The sequence below is a fragment of the Sediminibacillus dalangtanensis genome (genome assembly GCF_017792025.1).
In the GTDB taxonomy this organism is placed as follows: Bacteria; Bacillota; Bacilli; order Bacillales; family Amphibacillaceae; genus Sediminibacillus; species Sediminibacillus dalangtanensis.
Genome location: NZ_CP046956.1, coordinates 2,777,138 through 2,794,999 on the forward strand (window position 1 = coordinate 2,777,138; position 17,862 = coordinate 2,794,999).

Consider the following 17,862-nt stretch of genomic DNA (forward strand, 5'->3'; position numbering starts at 1 on the left):
CTGTTTATAAATGAGTGTACTAGACATTTTTTCTTGACTCATTTGGTACTACAAGAAACGTCTTATCAAAAAACATAGATAGGAAAACAAGCAGAAAGTCCAAGGGAAGGTGAAAGACGGAAGAAAAGCACGCGTTTTCTGACAACCTTTTTTAAGTAGTCTTGTTGGGTTTCAAGGAAAAGTTTCTACGCTAATCAGTAGGCTTCTTAGCACAGGGAGCATACGCAGACTCCTGCGGGATAAGCGCGAGCTGAAGATCCACTTGGTAAAGCGTTTTTCTTTACCAAGTTAGCTGAAGCCGTGCCCGCGGAAAGCGAAGTATGCTACCGAAGCGGTGTTTACAACCTTTTTTAAATAAGCAATCGAACTTCCCATTACAGCTATTGCGCAGTTTATACAAACTGCTAGGATTCAGTTGAGAAGAGTGAAGCTTAATAAGGTGAAGAAATTGGAAATGATAAGGGAAGGAACGGTATATGCCACATCTTTATGCCACAAAAAAAGACTGCCGGACTTTTGCCCGACAGTCTGATCTTTCCTTAAGGAAAGAACTTATTTGTTTAGGTTGTAGAAAGAATCCAGTCCACCGTAAACGCCAGTGCCAACCAATTCGTCTTCAATGCGAAGAAGTTGGTTATACTTCGCTACGCGATCTGTACGGGAAGGTGCTCCCGTTTTGATTTGGCCGGCATTTGTTGCAACAGCGATATCTGCAATGGTCGCATCCTCGGTTTCACCGGAACGGTGGGAGATAACCGCTGTGTAGCCTGCACGTTTTGCCATTTCGATAGCCTGGAATGTTTCCGTCAGTGTACCGATTTGGTTTACTTTGATTAAGATCGAGTTGCCGACACCTTGCTCGATTCCCTGCTTCAAGCGGACGGTGTTGGTTACGAACAAGTCGTCACCGACAAGCTGCACTCTGTCTCCAATACGCTCTGTAAGCAAACGGTGGCCTTCCCAGTCGTTTTCATCCAAACCGTCTTCGATCGAAATGATTGGGTACTTGTTAATCATTTCTTCGAACCAATCGATCATCTCTTCAGAAGAACGGACAACCCCTTCGCCTTTCAGGTTGTATTTGCCGTTTTCATAGAACTCAGAAGAAGCAACGTCCATTGCAAGCTGCACTTGCTCACCAGGCTTATAGCCAGCTGCTTCGATTGCTTCAATAATCGTTTGGAAAGCTTCCTCGTTCGACTTCAAGTTCGGAGCAAATCCACCCTCGTCACCGACACCGGTATTGTAGCCTTTTGACTTCAATACTCCTTTAAGGGAATGGAAAATTTCCGCTCCCATGCGCAATGCTTCACGGAAAGTTGGAGCGCCTACAGGCATGATCATGAATTCTTGGATGTCGACGTTATTGTCGGCGTGCTCACCGCCATTCAAGATGTTCATCATTGGAGTCGGCAATGTTTGTGCACTGAATCCACCCAAGTACTTGTATAATGGCTGGCCAAGGTAATCGGCTGCTGCATGGGCTACTGCCATGGAAACGCCAAGAATCGCATTGGCACCCAGCTTCCCTTTGTTTTCTGTTCCGTCCAGTTCCATCAATAGCTGATCGATGATGATTTGACGGGTAACATCCATGCCGATCAGTTCTGGAGCAATTGTTTCATTGACATTTTCGACTGCGCGCAGGACGCCTTTTCCTAGATAGCGTTCCTTGTCACCGTCGCGAAGCTCTACCGCTTCGTGTTCACCAGTGGAAGCGCCGCTTGGTACCAATGCGGAGCCGAATGCTCCTGATTCTGTGAATACTTCTACTTCAACTGTAGGGTTGCCGCGGGAATCCAATACCTCGCGTGCATATACGTCTGTAATGTAAGGCATGTAAATCTCTCCTTTATTTTTTGATTAATGATTGACCTGTCATTTCTTTTGGTTGTTCTACATCGAGTAAATCCAACAATGTTGGCGATAAGTCACCTAGAATGCCGCCTTCACGGAGTTCAATCCCTTCTCTTGTGACGATCACAGGTACAGGATTGGTTGTGTGGGCTGTCATTGGTTTTCCTTCCAAAGTCACCACTTCATCCGAGTTACCATGGTCGGCGGTAATGATAGCCTCGCCGCCAAGCTCGATGATTTTGTCGACAACTTTTCCAAGGCATTCATCTACAGCTTCCAACGCATCGATGGTAGGCTGCAGCATACCGGAATGACCAACCATGTCCGGGTTGGCGAAATTCAGGATGATTGCATTCTGGTTGCCCTCATCCAATTCCTTTAATAGTGCGTCTGTTACTTCGTAAGCACTCATTTCGGGTTTCAAATCATAGGTAGCGACTTTAGGAGAATTGATAAGAATCCGTTTTTCGCCCGGAAATTCCTGTTCTCTTCCGCCGCTCATGAAAAAGGTTACGTGCGGATATTTTTCTGTTTCCGCTATTCGCAGTTGGTTCAAGTTGTTTTGGGACAATACTTCCCCTACTGTGTTATCAAGGTTGACTGGCTTATAGGCAACAAAACCGTCGACCGTCTCGCTGAACTGGGTAAGTCCTACGAAATAAAGGTTTTTCGGGTATTTGTCGCCGCGTTCGAAATCACGGAAGTCTTCATTGGCAAAGGTCCGCGAAATCTGGATGGCGCGGTCAGGACGGAAGTTATAAAAGATCAAGGAATCTTCATCTTTTATCGTCCCTTTCGGTTGTCCATTGTCATCGACGATTACCGACGGCAGGACGAACTCATCATAGATTTCATTTTCATACGAGTCATCCACTACCTCGTACGGTGTTTTATACTTCGGACCTTCACCGTAAACCATGGCGTCGTAGGATTTTTTCACGCGGTCCCAGCGTTTGTCACGATCCATGGAATAATAACGGCCGGAAATCGTCGCAAATTCTCCAACACCGTATTTTTCCATGGTTTCTTCGGTTTGTCGGATATACTGCTCGGCAGATTTTTGCCCAACATCTCTTCCGTCCAAAATCCCGTGAACATACACTTGCTCAAGTCCCTTAGTAGAAGCAAGCTTCAGTAAACCGAACAAGTGCTCGATATGGCTGTGAACCCCGCCATCGGAAAGCAAACCAAAAATATGAAGCGCCTTGTTGTTTTCTTTGGCATGATTAACAGCATTTATCAAGGCCTCGTTCTCGAAAAAGTCGCCTTCTTTGATCGATTTGTTGACCCGTGTCAGGCTTTGATAGACAACCCTGCCGGCGCCGATATTCAAGTGGCCGACCTCGGAGTTGCCCATTTGGCCTTCTGGAAGACCGACAGCCTCTCCCGACGCATTCAACTGCGTATGCGGATACTTATTAAAGTAACGGTCGAAGTTTGGCATGTTTGCCTGTTTAACAGCGTTCCCTTTCACTTCGTCCCGGATGCCGAAACCATCCAGGATGATTAGAGCCGCTAGTTTATCTTGTTTCATTTGGCACCAGCCTCCGCTAATTGAACAAATGAATCAGCTTCCAGGCTTGCTCCTCCGACAAGTGCGCCATCGATATCAGACTGGGACAATAGTTCATCAACATTGGCTGGTTTTACACTGCCGCCGTATTGTAGTCTGATTGCTTCGCCCGCTTCTTCGGAAGAAAATTGTTTTACAACGTTGCGGATATGGGCGCACACTTCATTTGCTTGCTCTGAAGTAGCAGTTTTACCTGTGCCGATAGCCCAGATTGGCTCGTAAGCAATGATTGACGCTTTGACTTGCTCCTCTGTCAAACCGGACAAAGCCTGTTTCACTTGTGATTCAATATGGTTCATTGTTTCGTTGTTTTCACGCTGTTCAAGCGTTTCTCCAACACAAATGATTGGAGTCAGATTATGATTGAATGCAGCATGGGCTTTTTTGTTAACCGTTTCGTCTGTTTCTGCGAAGTATTCCCGGCGTTCCGAGTGGCCCAATACCACATGTGTCACGCCCAAATCCTTCAACATGACAGGACTGACTTCGCCAGTGAAAGCACCGTTATCTTCAAAATGCATATTTTGTGCGGCTACTTTCAAGTCTGATCCCTTGGCTTTTTCCACTAAACCAGGAAGAAAAGGGAATGGGGCGCAAACGATCGATTCAGCCTTCTCTTCGCCTGGGATTCTAGTTTTTGTTTCTTCCACGAATTGTTCGGCTTCTGAAAGAACTTTGTTCATTTTCCAGTTACCAGCAATTACATTCTTACGCATAGGAATCACCTCTCCTGTTATTTATCGCTTAGTGCATCGACGCCTGGCAATACTTTGCCTTCCATAAATTCCAGGGAAGCTCCGCCGCCAGTGGACACATGGTCCATTTGTTCCGCATATCCGAATTTTTCTACGGCAGCTGCCGAATCTCCTCCACCAATGACTGTATAGCCTTCTGTTTCAGCCATTGCTTTGGCTACAGCTTTCGTGCCATTCGCGTAGATATCCAATTCAAATACACCCATTGGTCCATTCCAAATCACAAGTTTGGAGTCTGAAACAATTTCGCTGTACTTTTCTCTTGTTTTAGGACCGATATCCAAAGCTTCCCAATCAGCAGGGATATTCTCGATATCGACAATTTGCGTATTCGCATCGTTGGAGAAGTCATCTCCCACTACGACATCGACTGGCATAATAAAATTCACGCCGTTGTCTTCTGCCTTCTTCATGAATTGTTTTGCCAAATCAATCTTATCTTCTTCCAGCAGGGACTTTCCGATTTCATAGCCGCGTGCTTTGATGAAGGTATAAGCAAGTCCGCCGCCAATGATCAGATTATCGACTTTATCGAGCAAATGATCGATCACGCCGATTTTATCTTTAACTTTGGCACCGCCGATAATCGCGGTAAATGGGCGTTCAGGATTAGACAACGCTTTGCCCAACACGTTTAATTCTTTCTCCATCAACAATCCAGCAGCAGAAGGCAAATGCTCTGCAATGCCGGCAGTGGATGCATGGGCTCTGTGGGCTGCTCCGAATGCATCGTTGACATAAACATCCGCCATATCTGCAAATGCTTTGGACAGTTCTGGGTCATTTTTTTCTTCACCAGGATGGAAACGGACATTCTCAATCAACAATACATCGCCATCTTTCATTTCGGACAATGCTTGATCGACTTCACTTCCGTAAACCTCATCTGTTTTTGTTACTGTTTTGCCGAGTAAATCGCTCAAACGTTTTGCAACGGCATCCAAACGAAGTTCTTCTACCACTTCGCCTTTTGGTCTGCCCAAGTGGCTGGCCAGGATTACTTGTGCACCCTGTTCAACCAGTTTTCCGATTGTCGGCAGTGCAGCTTTGATTCGTGTATCATCGCTTACCTCGCCATCGCTCATCGGTACGTTGAAATCCACTCTGCAAAAGACCTTTTTCCCTTTTAGATCAAGATCGGCAATTGTCTTTTTATCCATGCTGTTTCAGCCTCCTTACCTGTAATAGCTCCACATACTATCATTCCCGTATGTAGGTTCCTGTTAACCAAGAACCTTAAAATTAATACGAAAACCACACAAGGGAGGAGGACAAATCCCCCTCCCTGCTGGTCATTCGTTCATTCTATTCCTGTTTCTGCAGGGATTAAAGGCCTTGTTTCTTAAGGAAAACAGCCAAGTCTACACAACGTGTAGAGTATCCCATTTCGTTGTCGTACCAAGTAACGACTTTCACCATGTTATCTTCAAGCACCATTGTAGACAGGCCATCCGCAATAGAAGAATGGGTGTTACCTACGATGTCAGAAGAAACAAGCGGCAGTTCACTGTATTCCAAGATGCCTTTCAAGTCGCCTTCTGCAGCTTCGCGAAGTGCAGCATTTACATCGTCAGCTGTTACGTTTTGATCCAATTCTACAACCAAGTCCACAATGGAACCGTCTGGAGTTGGAACACGCATAGCCATACCATTCAATTTGCCTTCCAGTTCAGGAAGCACTTTCGCTACAGCTTTTGCTGCACCAGTAGTGGTAGGAATGATGTTTTGTGCAGCAGCACGTGCACGACGGTAGTCTTTATGCGGCAAATCAAGGATTTGCTGGTCATTTGTATAAGAGTGAACAGTTGTCATCAAACCGCGCTTGATGCCGAATTTTTCGTGAAGTACTTTAGCTGCAGGAGCCAAAGAGTTTGTTGTACAAGACGCGTTAGAAATGACATGATGGCTGGCTGCATCGTACTTGTCTTCGTTAACACCCATAACCAATGTAAGGTCTTCGTTTTTAGCAGGTGCAGAGATAACTACTTTTTTAGCACCAGCGTCTAGATGTTTTTTCGCATCGTCACGGTTTGTGAAAATACCAGTTGATTCGATTACTACTTCTACGCCCAAATCTCCCCAACCAAGGTTAGCTGGATCGCGTTCAGACTTAACGATGATTTCTTTACCTGCTACAACAAGATTATCACCGTTTACAGAAACCTCTTCTTCCAGGATTCCGTGTACAGAGTCATATTTCAAAAGATGTGCAAGCATGTTTGCATCTGTAAGGTCGTTTACTGCCACTACCTCTACTTCGTCATTTTTCAATGCTTGACGGAAAACGTTACGACCGATACGGCCAAAACCATTAATACCTACTTTTACTGCCATTTGTTATTCCTCCTTATTTTTCCTATATATTTAAAGGGATTACTCCCTTATTAACTCTTTTGCCGCCCCTTCATCTGTGACAAGGACGTTGCTTTTCCCCTGCTGGAAGTAAGACATGATCGCCTTTGCTTTGGAAGTACCTCCGGCAACAGCGACGACACACTGAGAACTGAATAAATCTTCCAGCTGCAGACCGACAGTCCTTACTTTGTGGATGACTTCCCCGGTTTTGTTGAAATAATAGCCGAATGCTTCACTGACCGCATTGCCGGCTTCAATTCTCTGTAAAACCTCTTCGGAAGCCTTTCTCCGCTCGGCCATCGTCATCGCATCGCCAATGCCATGAATGACGACATCTGCCTGTCTGATTAATTGAAGAATTTCTTTGACGGATGGCTCCCCGATAATCGATTGATACGACTCTTCGCTCAGCGGGTCCGGCACATGGAGCAACCTGTATTCTCCATTTGCTTTATTCGCCATTTCCGCACAAATCGTATTCGCCTGATTTTCCACACGCTCGCCTAAACCTCCACGGGCCGGTACAAACATGCAGTTTTTGGCGTTTTCCAAAGGAGTCATCATCGCGGCGACTGCAGCCATCGATGTTCCACCTGTCACAGCAATGGTTTGATTGTTTTTCAGAATCGACCGCAAAAATCCGATCGCTGCTTTTCCCATTTCTTGTTTTACCCAATCAACCTCATCACTATTACCAGGAACCACAATAACATGGTCTACGTGTAATTTATCCTTTACACTTTGTTCTAAAACACTAAACCCGGACGCTTCCTTCATGAACTCCCCGAGTTGCTCGAGAATGTTGGTACCTTCCGTGGTCAACATCATGCCCTTTGCTGTGATATCGAGAAAGCCGTTGCTATTCAAGAAGTCGACTTCACTCCTGACCAGTCGCTCTCCCATCTCGATATTATCAGCCAAGCTTCTGCGGCCGATCGGTCCCATCAATTGTATGTAGTGCAAAATCTTATACCTGCGCTGCATAACCTCCAAAACATCAGGGAATAATTTTTTCTGAAGATCGATTAGTGCTCTCATGTTATTACTCCTTTATAACCAGTTAATGCTAACCGGGTTAAAAATGTCCCTGGTAGGCGTATTATGTCCCGCAGACTCCAAAAAAATTCCTCTTACAATTTTCATTGTATCAGAACCGTCAAAATCCGACAACTAAAAGCACTCCTATTTTAAAAAATCACTCACGTTCGCCCACTCGATTTGCCCGTAGTCTGCTTCCTGCCCATCGATTTCCACTACTGGGATCATCAGTTGATATTTCTCCAGGAGTTCGTCATCGTGATAAATATCGACTTCTTTTAGGTCATAACCGTACTGATCCTGATATGCGAGCAGAAGATCTTTTGCCTCCTCACATAAAGGGCAATTCCGCTTCGAATATAAAACCACTTTTTTCATGTTATTCCCTCCACTCTTCTATTGTGTCATATCTTATTAAAATAAAACAGCAGGAAGCTCTTATGATATTGTCTAAGCTCACTACCACTGTGGAAAGCAAAATTTGCTACAAAGACAAGTTCTTTTATCTACGCAATAAGCAGGTTAAATTATATTTACAGTTTGAAAGGAATTGCATCAGAATTACCGAATAGTAAAAAAAGGTCTCTTTTTCTCGTCAAATATAAGCTTAATCTGGAAGGAGTGATTTGTATCCGGAAACAAATACCTATGGTGCTTTGCATCTTTTTGCTTTTTATTATTTCTGTACAATTATTAATAGATAAAGGAACAGAAGAAAAAACAGTAGAAGAAATGAAAAAGGACATATCGGACAGAGGGAGTAATCATCAAGGCACACCAAATAGAAAGAACGGGAAATTGATCATTGATAAGGAGATGTATTACGACTACTTCCACAATAATCGTAACGATGCATCTGCGATGAAAGCCAGAGAACTATTGAAGCAAACAGCAATTTCGATAAGTCCTGATGGAGCAGAGAAAATTCCGAAGCAAGAAGAGGTTCCTTCGTTCTTCAGAGGAAATAAAGAAGAAATGGCACGTTTACAAGAGAAAAATAATAAAGAACACTCCGGCAAACTTATTACCCATTTGGCACGAAAAGTCGCTTTGTTAGAGCAGGCTGGAAACTTGATTGAAAATAAGCAGATCAAAGCCGAGCTGTCCTATTTAGCAAACGAGTTAACAGAAATAAAATTTTATCGGATAGATGAAACCGAGGAATTCATCCAAGCGTATAAAAACTACACAGAATTACAAACAAAACTATTGGAAATTCACTATGCAATTGAATCAATCGGATATAATACATCAATTCTTTCAAGGAAGGTGCCAAGATGGATAGAAAAATTGGAGAGTACTATATAGATGGATTCACGATAGAATACTCGATTGTCGGCCAGGGTCAACCGGTGCTCGTTTTCCATGGCGGTCATTCCAACTGCCAGGAAGAATTCGGTTACGAAGCGTTGGTCGAAAATGGTTTCTCCGCGATCACACCTTCCCGAGCAGGATATGGAGCAACTTCTCCAGAAATCGGCAGCAGCTTATCAACTGCATGCTATTACTATGCAAAACTATTAGACCATTTGGATATTGAAAACGCGCATATCGTTGCCATATCCGCCGGCGGTCCCACCGGGATTCACTTTGCCGCACATTTTCCCGGGCACACCCGCTCCCTCGTCCTGCAATCTGCCGTTACGAAGCAATGGCTGACGCCCAAGGATATCGAATACAAAGCGGCGAACGTGTTATTCCATCCGAAAACCGAAAAATACACGTGGAAACTATTATCTTCCTTCAGTAATACTTTTCCGAACTTTATGTTCAAGCAAATGCTCCCTTCCTTCAGCAAGCTATCATACAAGGAAGCCAAAGATAAAATGGGAGAAAACGATGTGGAAGCTATCCGAAAAATGAATAACAGACAGCGGTCAGGCTATGGTTTCGAAATAGACTTACAACAGATCAACGAGCTGTCGGTTCGGGATTTACATGCTGTCTCCTGCCCTACGTTGATCATGCATAGTAAGCATGATCGTTCGGTGTCTCTGGATCATGCCTATTTCGCTAAAGAAAACATTCCAAGGGCTGAACTGCAGCTTCTCGATGCATGGGGCCATTTGATTTGGCTTGGCGAATCGGGCGGAGAAACAGATAGAATACTAATTGCTTTCTTAAAGCGAGGCAGGGTCTGTTGAAATTCAATAAAGTAAAAGGCGCCAATCGATGCATGATTAGCGCCTGATCATTTCCTCTTGCATATATGATTGTACTGCCTTGTTATTGCGCAAGTTCTTTCCATAGGTTCCAAGGATAGGTGTTTGGCGGCAAGGATGTCGCCTTCATTTCTTCTTTTTTAGTGGGATGGTTGAACGCAAGTGATTGAGACCATAAGGCGATTTGCTGGCCTGGTTGATTAACGTCCTCCCCATACTTTTGGTCCCCATAGAGTGGACGATTTCGAGAGGAAAGCTGTACACGTATTTGGTGTGGTCTGCCCGTGTGCAGTTTTATCGAAAGGAGGGACAATCCTTTCTTTTCACTGATGACGTCATATTCCAATACTGCTTTTTTGGCTTTTTCATGATTCGGGGAAGCGGTATATACTTGGTTTTTACGTGTGTCTTTTACCAAGTAATCCTCTAGTACATTGTGTTTTTCCGGCATTTTTCCCCGCACTACTGCCAAATAGCTTTTATCAATCGATTTCCGCCGCATCATATCAGACAAACGCGAGGCCGCTTTTGAAGTCTTGGCAAACACCATCGCCCCACCGACAGGTCGATCCAAGCGGTGAACGAGCCCAAGGTACACGTTGCCTGGCTTTTGGTATCGATATTTTATATCTTCTTTTAGAAGCGAGAGTAAATCTTTGTCTTTCGATTGGTCCTCTTGTACTGGAATATTAACTGGCTTTTCGATACAAAGCAGATGGTTGTCCTCGTAAATTATTGGTATATCCATTTTTTATTTACTCCTAACTAATTAACTATAAAAAATGGTAACATACAACCACCAACGGTTAAACCACCAGGATGGTAAGCATATTATGGAATTAGGGTATGTCTTAACAGGAAAATTTTTCACAAAGCTACTTTAAAAACCTTTATTCGCTTTATGCTTTTTTAGCATTAAAGCTGCATAACCAATTAAGGAACCTCCTATAAATATGGCGGGATAGCCTAATAAATCCGCAAAAACCCCCGAGAAAATCGATCCTATTGCTTGACCGAGTGCCAGTATTAAAAAGGGTACCCCTAGGCCGAATGAGGGATTGGACTTAAACACGGAAATTCCCCACGCTATCAAAACACCTGTCATAAAAATATACGAGCTGCCAAAAAGGGCTGGCGAAAGAAATCCAATCATACTTTTACCTGTAAATGTACCTAATAACAGAGATGAGGTTGAAAGGGTTAATACAGAAATCCAGTATGCAGTCGCTAAACCAAACTTATTTATAACTGCACCTGCAGTTCCTCCTAACAATCCTGAAATTCCAATAACCACCCAAAACCACTCTCCGATATAATCAGGAACACTTTCGGTCTGTAAGATAAAATCTCTGGAAAACGTCCAGTAGGCCGAACAGGATAATCCTAATAACATAGATGCGACAATTAATGGGATGGCCCTTCTCCACTCTTCTTTTGAGAAACCGAATGTCACGTTTTCTTTGACCGTTTGATTTTTTGGCAGCACTTTGTAATTAGCGAATACCACTACTATGGCAATGAGCATAAATATCAAATACGTTTCTCTCCAACTATCTGCCATGATTATAGCAATAGCCCCTGTTAAAGCTGTTCCAATACTAGTGCCTGAATTTATCCAAGAGTTCGTCTGATTCTGTAATCTTCTTTTTACATTTTTGCTCACAATGGTCGCGTAGGGAGGTGATGAAAAACCAGTACTTAGTCCTGCCAAAAATATACCCAGACCTAGTATGCCAGGGCTAGCTGCAATAGAGATAATCCCCAAACCAAGTACAGCTAACAGTCCAGCCAAGAAAAGTATAGCTTTTGGAGAAATCTTAATAGAAAATGCCATAGCTACTATAATTGCGATACAGTATGCAATGTAGGAGAAAGACGAAATGACACCGCTTGTATATTGCTCCATTTTAATGGTTTCGCTAATATAGGGGAGCATTAAACCGTAACTAAATCTGGATAAACCATACGTCACAGCAATCATCGGCAAACCCACTATAATCAATTTCTTTTCATCCATCTAGCACACCTCCTTTTTATATATAACGTTCATTATAATAAATAGACAAAAAAATAGGGAACCGTGTAGTGTCCTATTATTTACGACATGCGTCTCCCTAACTCCTAAAATTCATTTCCCGAATCTGTTAAACCCTTCACTAAATCGGTTGCAGCCTCTTTCACTTCCTCTATTCCCTGTATCTGGGCCATGGATGTTAATCCCTCTAGTATAATGGATAATTGAACACCGAACGATCCCGGAACATCAAATGGCTTTAAATCATTTTCAATCCTGTTTAGCAGTGTTTTTTTATGTTCCCTGCTTAGCGCAGCAATCTCCTCATTTATGCCTTCATATTCCTGCTTTGCTCTTAAAAACAAGCAACCGTTAGTCCCCTCCGCTTTTATCCAGTCCATATGAGCCTGGATCAGGGACGTCATGTACGAATCAATTCCATCACTTTTATTAATTTTTTCTCCTAGCATTTCGAAATAATGATTCTCTCTTCGGAATAATATTTCTTTAATGACATCTTCCTTCGACTTGAAATGATAATACAACGTCATTGGTGCGACTCCGGCCTGATCCAATATAGCCTTTACACCAATCGAATGAAAACCGTGCTGATAAAACAATTTTTCAGCCGTATTTAATATCGCTTCTTTTTTCTTTGACTTTTTCATATGACAACTCCTTTTATATTGAATATTCATTATAATAATAACATTCATATCCTTTCTTGCAAGACGATTTAGAGAAAAATATTACGATCCTTCTGTTTCTAAAGCTCTCAAATGTTTCTATAGGCGAGACGAAAAGACCCCGAAATCGGAAATGTTTATTTTCACGAAATCGGGGTCTTAATCGGAAATGTTTATTTTGTTTAGGTATTTATAAATTAATTTGACACCTTCAACACCATCTCCGCTACCGTCTCCACATGCACCGTCTGTGGAAACATATCCACAGGCTGAATACCTTTCACCTCATACCCGTTCCTGGTTAAATAGTTCATATCCCGTACCTGCGTTTCCGGATTACAGGACACATAAATGACACGCTTTGGTTTTAGTTTCACCACACTGGACAAGAACGCTTCATCACTTCCGCTTCGAGGCGGGTCCATGATGACGACATCCGCTTTCTCACCGCGCGCTGCCATCTGTACCATGAATTCACCAGCATCGCCTTGATAGAAACGGGCATTTTTTACGCCATTACGCTTGGAGTTATGGATGGCATCTCGAACCGCATCCTTGTTCAGCTCCACGCCAATGACCTTGCCTGCTTTTTGGCTGGCAATCAGACCAATCGTGCCGATTCCGCAGTATGCATCGATTACCGTTTCCTTACCGGACAATTTCGCCATCTCAATGGCTTTTGCATATAGCTTTTCCGTCTGAACAGGGTTGATTTGATAGAAGGATTTAGCGGAAATATCAAACTTCAGCCCACACAGGGTATCTGTTATTGTCCCTTTTCCGAACAGTACTTTTTCCTGATCCCCTAAAACCATGCTCGTCTTCCGGTTATTCACGTTCATGAGGATGGTCGTGATCTCTGGGTGCGCCTTCCTGAGGGCTTTAACAAAATTATTCTTTCCCTTGAATACAGAGGTCGCTACAACCAGCACCACCATGATCTCCCCGCTCACCTTACCGACCTTTACCAGTACATGGCGCAGGAAGCCTTGTCCAGTGTCTTCATTATATGGCTGGATTTTAAAAGACCTCATCATGCCCTTAATGGTTTGCCAAATCTCGTCCGCTTTCGGATCGTGAATGAGACACCGATCCATGGAGATAAGCTGATGACTATTCTGAGCATAGAGCCCGCCAATAATCTGCCGATCCTTATTCAGCCCAAATGTCGTATGGCTCTTGTTCCGGTAATCATACGGATGGTCCATGGTTAAAATGGATTCCGGTTTCCCGAACGGTTTCATCAATTTATCTATCGTTTCCTGTTTAAAGTGCATTTGCGCACGGTCGTTCATATGCTGCAGTTGACATCCGCCGCACTCGTAATAATAGGAACAGGCTGGCTTGACCCGGTTTTCAGACGGAGTTATTACTCGCTTCAGTTCCGCAGCAACATATTTCCCGCTAGTGGACACGGTGATTTCAGCCGTTTCGCCAGGTAGTAGATGCTCTACCTCTAGCTGTTTACCTTCCCACCGGACAATACCTTTCCCGTCGTTGGTCAGCCCTGTACAGCTCACCTTTGCGGTTACGCTTTTCTTGTTACGTGGACGCTTGTTTTTATTCGGGTTCTTGCCTTGTAATTTATCTCGTGTGGCCACTTTTGAATGCTTTTTTGAGTGGGATTTAGTTGATTGATTGTGTTTTGTTCCCGATCTTTTATCTCCACTATGCTTCCGTTTTTTCATAGGCACTTCCCATCTTTCTTCTTGTGACACTCCATTATAAACCACCAAATGACAACAGTAAAACCCACTCACTGAAAAAACTGTTCCGCCAAATAATGGGTTGGGCAGTCCTTCTTCTGCTAATTAAATATTCTTCTTGGAATAGAGCAGCTATCCTAGCAAACATCGCTTCGCCCTCATGCATCTTTCTTTCATAGCGAGGCAAATTTATCCCATACACTTATATTTACAGTTTTAGACAGTGTAAGGAAGTTCGATTTACCTCCTTCCTGCAATTATTTTAAGCTTGATCTCCTGTATGAAGTGCGGTTTACATGCTCCTTGCAATCATTTTTGGGCTTCTCCTGTATATAATCATTAAAAAACACCGATTCTATTGCAATCAATAGAATCGGTGTTTCTCCGTTTCAGATGATTACTTGCGCAAAATTTTCTCCATTTCTTTTCCCTTTGCTAATTCATCGATTTGTTTATCCAAATAGCGGATTTCCTGCATTGTAGGTTCTTCGATGTCTTCCACTCGTACACCGCAGATTACGCCTTTAATCAAAGTTCGCGACGGATTCATCCCGGGAGCTTCTGCAAAGAAGGTCTCAAAGTCTGTTTGTTTTTCCAGTTGCGCTTCCAACCCTTCCTGGCTATACCCGGTCAACCAGCGGATGATTTCATCCACTTCCGTTTTCGTACGTCCTTTTTTCTCCGCTTTCTTAATGTAATGGGGATACACACTTGCGAAACTCATGGTATAAATCTTATGCTTGGGCATGGCTCACATCCTCATATGTACGGTTTTCTTTATATTATCATGAAAGGCAACACCTGACACAGTATTATTCCACTGTACGGAATGAACTGTCGTCCACTGGAACCACAAGAGGGTCTTCTTTAATTAGCCGAGTGTTATACTCCTTTTCTTATCGAACGTCCTTAAAGAGAGAATTTAAAAATTAATTCAAGAGAACTTTTAAACCTTTTGAAAATGGACATATATTCTTTAACTCTTTCATCTAGTGGAAGCGTAGAATCTTGATAATCTAGTTTGATCATTAGTCGAAGCAAATCTGGGTTCCTCGATCCTCGAACTAAACGCAATTTATGTCCAACGAGTAATTCAATATTGTCTTTATATAAATCATAAACGGATTGTATTTTATCAGCGAATTCCTTTTGGTAGGATTCAATAAATAATTCTGCACAATGATATTTTTTATAAACAAAAACAAATTTCCAATTTTTGTTTAAAAATTGGTACCCTACAAAGTAGTCCCTGCTACCTCCATAATTTGCCGTATAATCTGTTTCAATGTTTACTTTGTTTGATACTGCTTGTAGAAATAATTGTTCATACTTTTTCTCCTGCAATAATCTCATCCCTTGTATTACAACTTATTATGTAAATGATTTTTCAGTAAACAGATATGAATTCTCTTATTACACTGGCATACAATGCTGGTTCCTCGAATCTCGGGAAATGCCCGCTTTGCTTAAAGATAGCTAGCTTACGGTTGGACTGTCCATTCGTAAAAGCTGCCATTTGTTCCTTACTCGTTACCCAATCATATTTCCCTTTCATCAATAACATCGGACAGGTAATAGAGTCCAGTTGAGGGGACAATGATTCAAATACTTTCCCTTCCTGATATAACTTTTGTTGATGATTCGCTGCCCGTTCCCAATTTTCTGGAGGAATCCCGGAATTTTCAACAAGCCGGTCAAAGAAATGTTTATCTTCTCCATACACATACAGATTGTCTTTATGTTCTCCTAAATCACGGAGAAACTCTATACATTTTTCCCAAACCTCTTCTGTATCCTTGATTTTCACAGTAGCCAGGCACTCTTTGATCTTTTCATCTTTTTCTAATCGTTCATACTCCTGGGCAGCCCCTGTGATCAGTGAGCGAGCAGAACTTCCGAGATCATACATCGGACATTCCAGCAAAAGGTGTGTCACGTTTTCAGGATAATGCAATTGATAGTGTACCGCCACATATCCACCAAAAGAATGACCGATAATTCCCCACTTTTTTATACCAAGTTGCTTACGAATAGCTTCACAGTCATCTACCAAATCAAGTATTCCGAATCTCTCATTATCTTCGATTGGATCTGAGCGAAGCACCCCTCTTTGATCGATTGCAATGATCCTCATAAATTTTGAAAGCTGTTTTCCTTGATGTTCAATAAAGTCATAGGAACCAGCCCCCGGTCCACCATGTAAATATAAAAATACAGGTAGATGGGCATCGCCGTGAATCTCATAATAGATTTTCTTCTTATTAAGCGTTATATATCCAGACACTTTTTTCTCCTTCCAGTTCTATCCGATTTACCGTGCCATTTTCTAACATTTCATTAATTTATTCATTAATATGCACGATTTTAGAAAGTTTCTTATTGCGCAGTTTTTTTGTACTGTGCAATAAATAGATTTGTTTTTTAAAACTCTATTATTCAACAATTACGCTTTAATTATGTAATACCTTCTAAGCCATAGTAATTTGGAAGTTACCATTAATAGAGTTTTTTTAATGTGAATTTAGGTATTACTTTATTAAGCAAAATCATGGGCTTTTTCTGGAGATTTGTTTAGATTTGTATGAATTTTTTGACCAATGGTTGAAAAATACTTTGTTTCAATAATAGTATGTTCGATGATTACCAGTAAATGCCAATGTATATATTATGAGGTGTCATGGAAGGTACAAACTTGTTTTTCTAATTGTTACTCATTAAGGAAAAACATTAAAATTCTCATTATGTTTCTTTGGTATACATTGGCATCAACACTTCATCTACTAATTGTATAATATATTCCTTTGTCAGTTTTTTTCCATTCATCAAATTTTCCATGCGCAATATGTTAAATGGCAGAATCATCTGCATCCTTGAAAATTCATGTTTAATTTCTCCTCGTCGCATAGCGAAACCCTGTACCTTTTTCATCACTTTAATATTGCTTTCATGTGCTTGGTTTAACCATAACAATGATTCCTCATTACCTTGACGCAATTCAAAAAGCATCGCATCGAGAACACCTAAACCTACCTTTCTAAAAAGTTGTTGAAAAAGTTCCATAACAGCAATTAAATCTTCACGTAAACTTCCCTTGTCCTTCAGTAAGTCAATCATTGGGCCATCAAAAGCTTGCTTGGATTTATATTTTACTAATGCATGTAATATTTCAAATGGTGTTTCATAACGACGGTAGATTACAGTTCGACTTGTTTTCGCTTGTTTTGCAACATTTTGAAACGTCAAACTCCAATATCCTTTCATTTTAATGATTTCATCCGCAGCTTCCAGAATCGCAATTTCTAATTCTTCTCCACGTTTTCGTTCATTCGCCATGGATAAAACCTCCCAAATGATTTTTAAAATAATAATACCACAAACTTGAGATTCATCTTGTTACTTATTTAATTTTGGTGTATAATTTGCTTTCTTCAAGGTACATTTTGTACCTTATATTCAAGAGTAAATACTAAAGTAATTGAACAACTCAATAAAATGTTGTCAAAAGAACTCATGAGTATTGCCCCCTTATTGCAACTTATACTTATTGTGATTGTGCCAATTTGGGATTCAACGATGATTCTTATTATTCTTGGTTCTGTCTTAGGATTTATATATTGTAGTTCTCTTTGTTGGATGCCTCTCGCAGCGGCGATTTTTATGTGAATCTTTTTGGTTTATAACAGGCTGCCAAGTCTTGCTGTAATCATATACAAGTG

General features: G+C 41.9%; 17 protein-coding genes. 2 read left to right on the top strand and 15 right to left on the bottom strand.

Annotated features, from left to right (window positions below; genetic code table 11):
- Positions 1–552: 552 nt before the first annotated feature.
- The 7 genes from eno to ERJ70_RS13995 form a co-directional block, all read right to left on the bottom strand.
- Positions 553–1,839 carry a phosphopyruvate hydratase gene (gene eno, locus ERJ70_RS13965; protein WP_209365429.1) on the bottom strand — a complete coding sequence of 429 codons (1,287 nt, stop codon included), beginning with the start codon at positions 1,837–1,839 and terminating at the stop codon, positions 553–555.
- A 13-nt stretch (positions 1,840–1,852) separates the two neighbouring features.
- Positions 1,853–3,391, bottom strand: a complete 1,539-nt coding sequence (gene gpmI, locus ERJ70_RS13970) for a 2,3-bisphosphoglycerate-independent phosphoglycerate mutase (RefSeq protein ID WP_209365430.1) — start codon at positions 3,389–3,391, stop codon at positions 1,853–1,855.
- A complete protein-coding gene (gene tpiA / locus ERJ70_RS13975) occupies positions 3,388–4,146 on the bottom strand; it encodes a triose-phosphate isomerase (protein WP_209365431.1) in 759 nt (252 codons plus the stop codon). Before tpiA ends, gpmI begins: the two co-directional genes overlap by 4 nt.
- A 17-nt stretch (positions 4,147–4,163) precedes the next feature.
- A complete protein-coding gene (locus ERJ70_RS13980) occupies positions 4,164–5,345 on the bottom strand; it encodes a phosphoglycerate kinase (RefSeq protein ID WP_209365432.1) in 1,182 nt (393 codons plus the stop codon).
- A gap of 166 nt (positions 5,346–5,511) precedes the next feature.
- Positions 5,512–6,519, bottom strand: coding sequence for a type I glyceraldehyde-3-phosphate dehydrogenase (gap, locus tag ERJ70_RS13985; RefSeq protein WP_209365433.1), 1,008 nt, complete (start codon positions 6,517–6,519; stop codon positions 5,512–5,514).
- Positions 6,520–6,558: 39 nt separating this feature from the next.
- Positions 6,559–7,578, bottom strand: coding sequence for a sugar-binding transcriptional regulator (locus ERJ70_RS13990; RefSeq protein ID WP_209365434.1), 1,020 nt, complete (start codon positions 7,576–7,578; stop codon positions 6,559–6,561).
- A gap of 144 nt (positions 7,579–7,722) precedes the next feature.
- Positions 7,723–7,956, bottom strand: coding sequence for a glutaredoxin family protein (locus ERJ70_RS13995; protein ID WP_209365435.1), 234 nt, complete (start codon positions 7,954–7,956; stop codon positions 7,723–7,725).
- 270 nt (positions 7,957–8,226) lie between these two features.
- Here ERJ70_RS13995 and ERJ70_RS14000 point away from each other — a divergent pair, with 270 nt between their 5' ends.
- Entirely contained in the window at positions 8,227–8,886 is a 660-nt protein-coding gene (locus ERJ70_RS14000; protein ID WP_209365436.1) for a hypothetical protein, read from the top strand.
- Positions 8,856–9,722, top strand: a complete 867-nt coding sequence (locus tag ERJ70_RS14005) for an alpha/beta fold hydrolase (protein WP_209365437.1) — start codon at positions 8,856–8,858, stop codon at positions 9,720–9,722. The genes ERJ70_RS14000 and ERJ70_RS14005 overlap by 31 nt, the downstream gene beginning before the upstream one ends.
- Positions 9,723–9,804: 82 nt before the next feature.
- Here ERJ70_RS14005 and ERJ70_RS14010 read toward each other — a convergent pair whose 3' ends face one another.
- The 8 genes from ERJ70_RS14010 to ERJ70_RS14045 all read right to left on the bottom strand — a co-directional run bounded on the left by ERJ70_RS14010 (position 9,805) and on the right by ERJ70_RS14045 (position 17,479).
- On the bottom strand, positions 9,805–10,488 hold the full coding sequence (locus ERJ70_RS14010; protein ID WP_209365438.1) for an RluA family pseudouridine synthase: 684 nt from the start codon (positions 10,486–10,488) through the stop codon (positions 9,805–9,807).
- A 132-nt stretch (positions 10,489–10,620) separates the two neighbouring features.
- A complete protein-coding gene (locus ERJ70_RS14015; RefSeq protein WP_209365439.1) occupies positions 10,621–11,757 on the bottom strand; it encodes an MFS transporter in 1,137 nt (378 codons plus the stop codon).
- Between the two features lie 104 nt (positions 11,758–11,861).
- The gene (locus ERJ70_RS14020) at positions 11,862–12,422 is read right to left on the bottom strand and encodes a TetR/AcrR family transcriptional regulator (RefSeq protein WP_209365440.1); all 561 of its coding nucleotides are present in this window, start codon (positions 12,420–12,422) and stop codon (positions 11,862–11,864) included.
- A gap of 215 nt (positions 12,423–12,637) precedes the next feature.
- The gene (gene rlmD / locus ERJ70_RS14025) at positions 12,638–14,128 is read right to left on the bottom strand and encodes a 23S rRNA (uracil(1939)-C(5))-methyltransferase RlmD (protein WP_209365441.1); all 1,491 of its coding nucleotides are present in this window, start codon (positions 14,126–14,128) and stop codon (positions 12,638–12,640) included.
- A gap of 415 nt (positions 14,129–14,543) precedes the next feature.
- Positions 14,544–14,894, bottom strand: coding sequence for a DUF2200 domain-containing protein (locus tag ERJ70_RS14030; protein ID WP_209365442.1), 351 nt, complete (start codon positions 14,892–14,894; stop codon positions 14,544–14,546).
- Between the two features lie 161 nt (positions 14,895–15,055).
- The gene (locus tag ERJ70_RS14035) at positions 15,056–15,490 is read right to left on the bottom strand and encodes a hypothetical protein (RefSeq protein WP_209365443.1); all 435 of its coding nucleotides are present in this window, start codon (positions 15,488–15,490) and stop codon (positions 15,056–15,058) included.
- A gap of 43 nt (positions 15,491–15,533) precedes the next feature.
- Positions 15,534–16,430 carry an alpha/beta fold hydrolase gene (locus ERJ70_RS14040; RefSeq protein WP_209365444.1) on the bottom strand — a complete coding sequence of 299 codons (897 nt, stop codon included), beginning with the start codon at positions 16,428–16,430 and terminating at the stop codon, positions 15,534–15,536.
- Between the two features lie 455 nt (positions 16,431–16,885).
- On the bottom strand, positions 16,886–17,479 hold the full coding sequence (locus ERJ70_RS14045; protein WP_209365445.1) for a TetR/AcrR family transcriptional regulator: 594 nt from the start codon (positions 17,477–17,479) through the stop codon (positions 16,886–16,888).
- Positions 17,480–17,862: the final 383 nt, after the last annotated feature.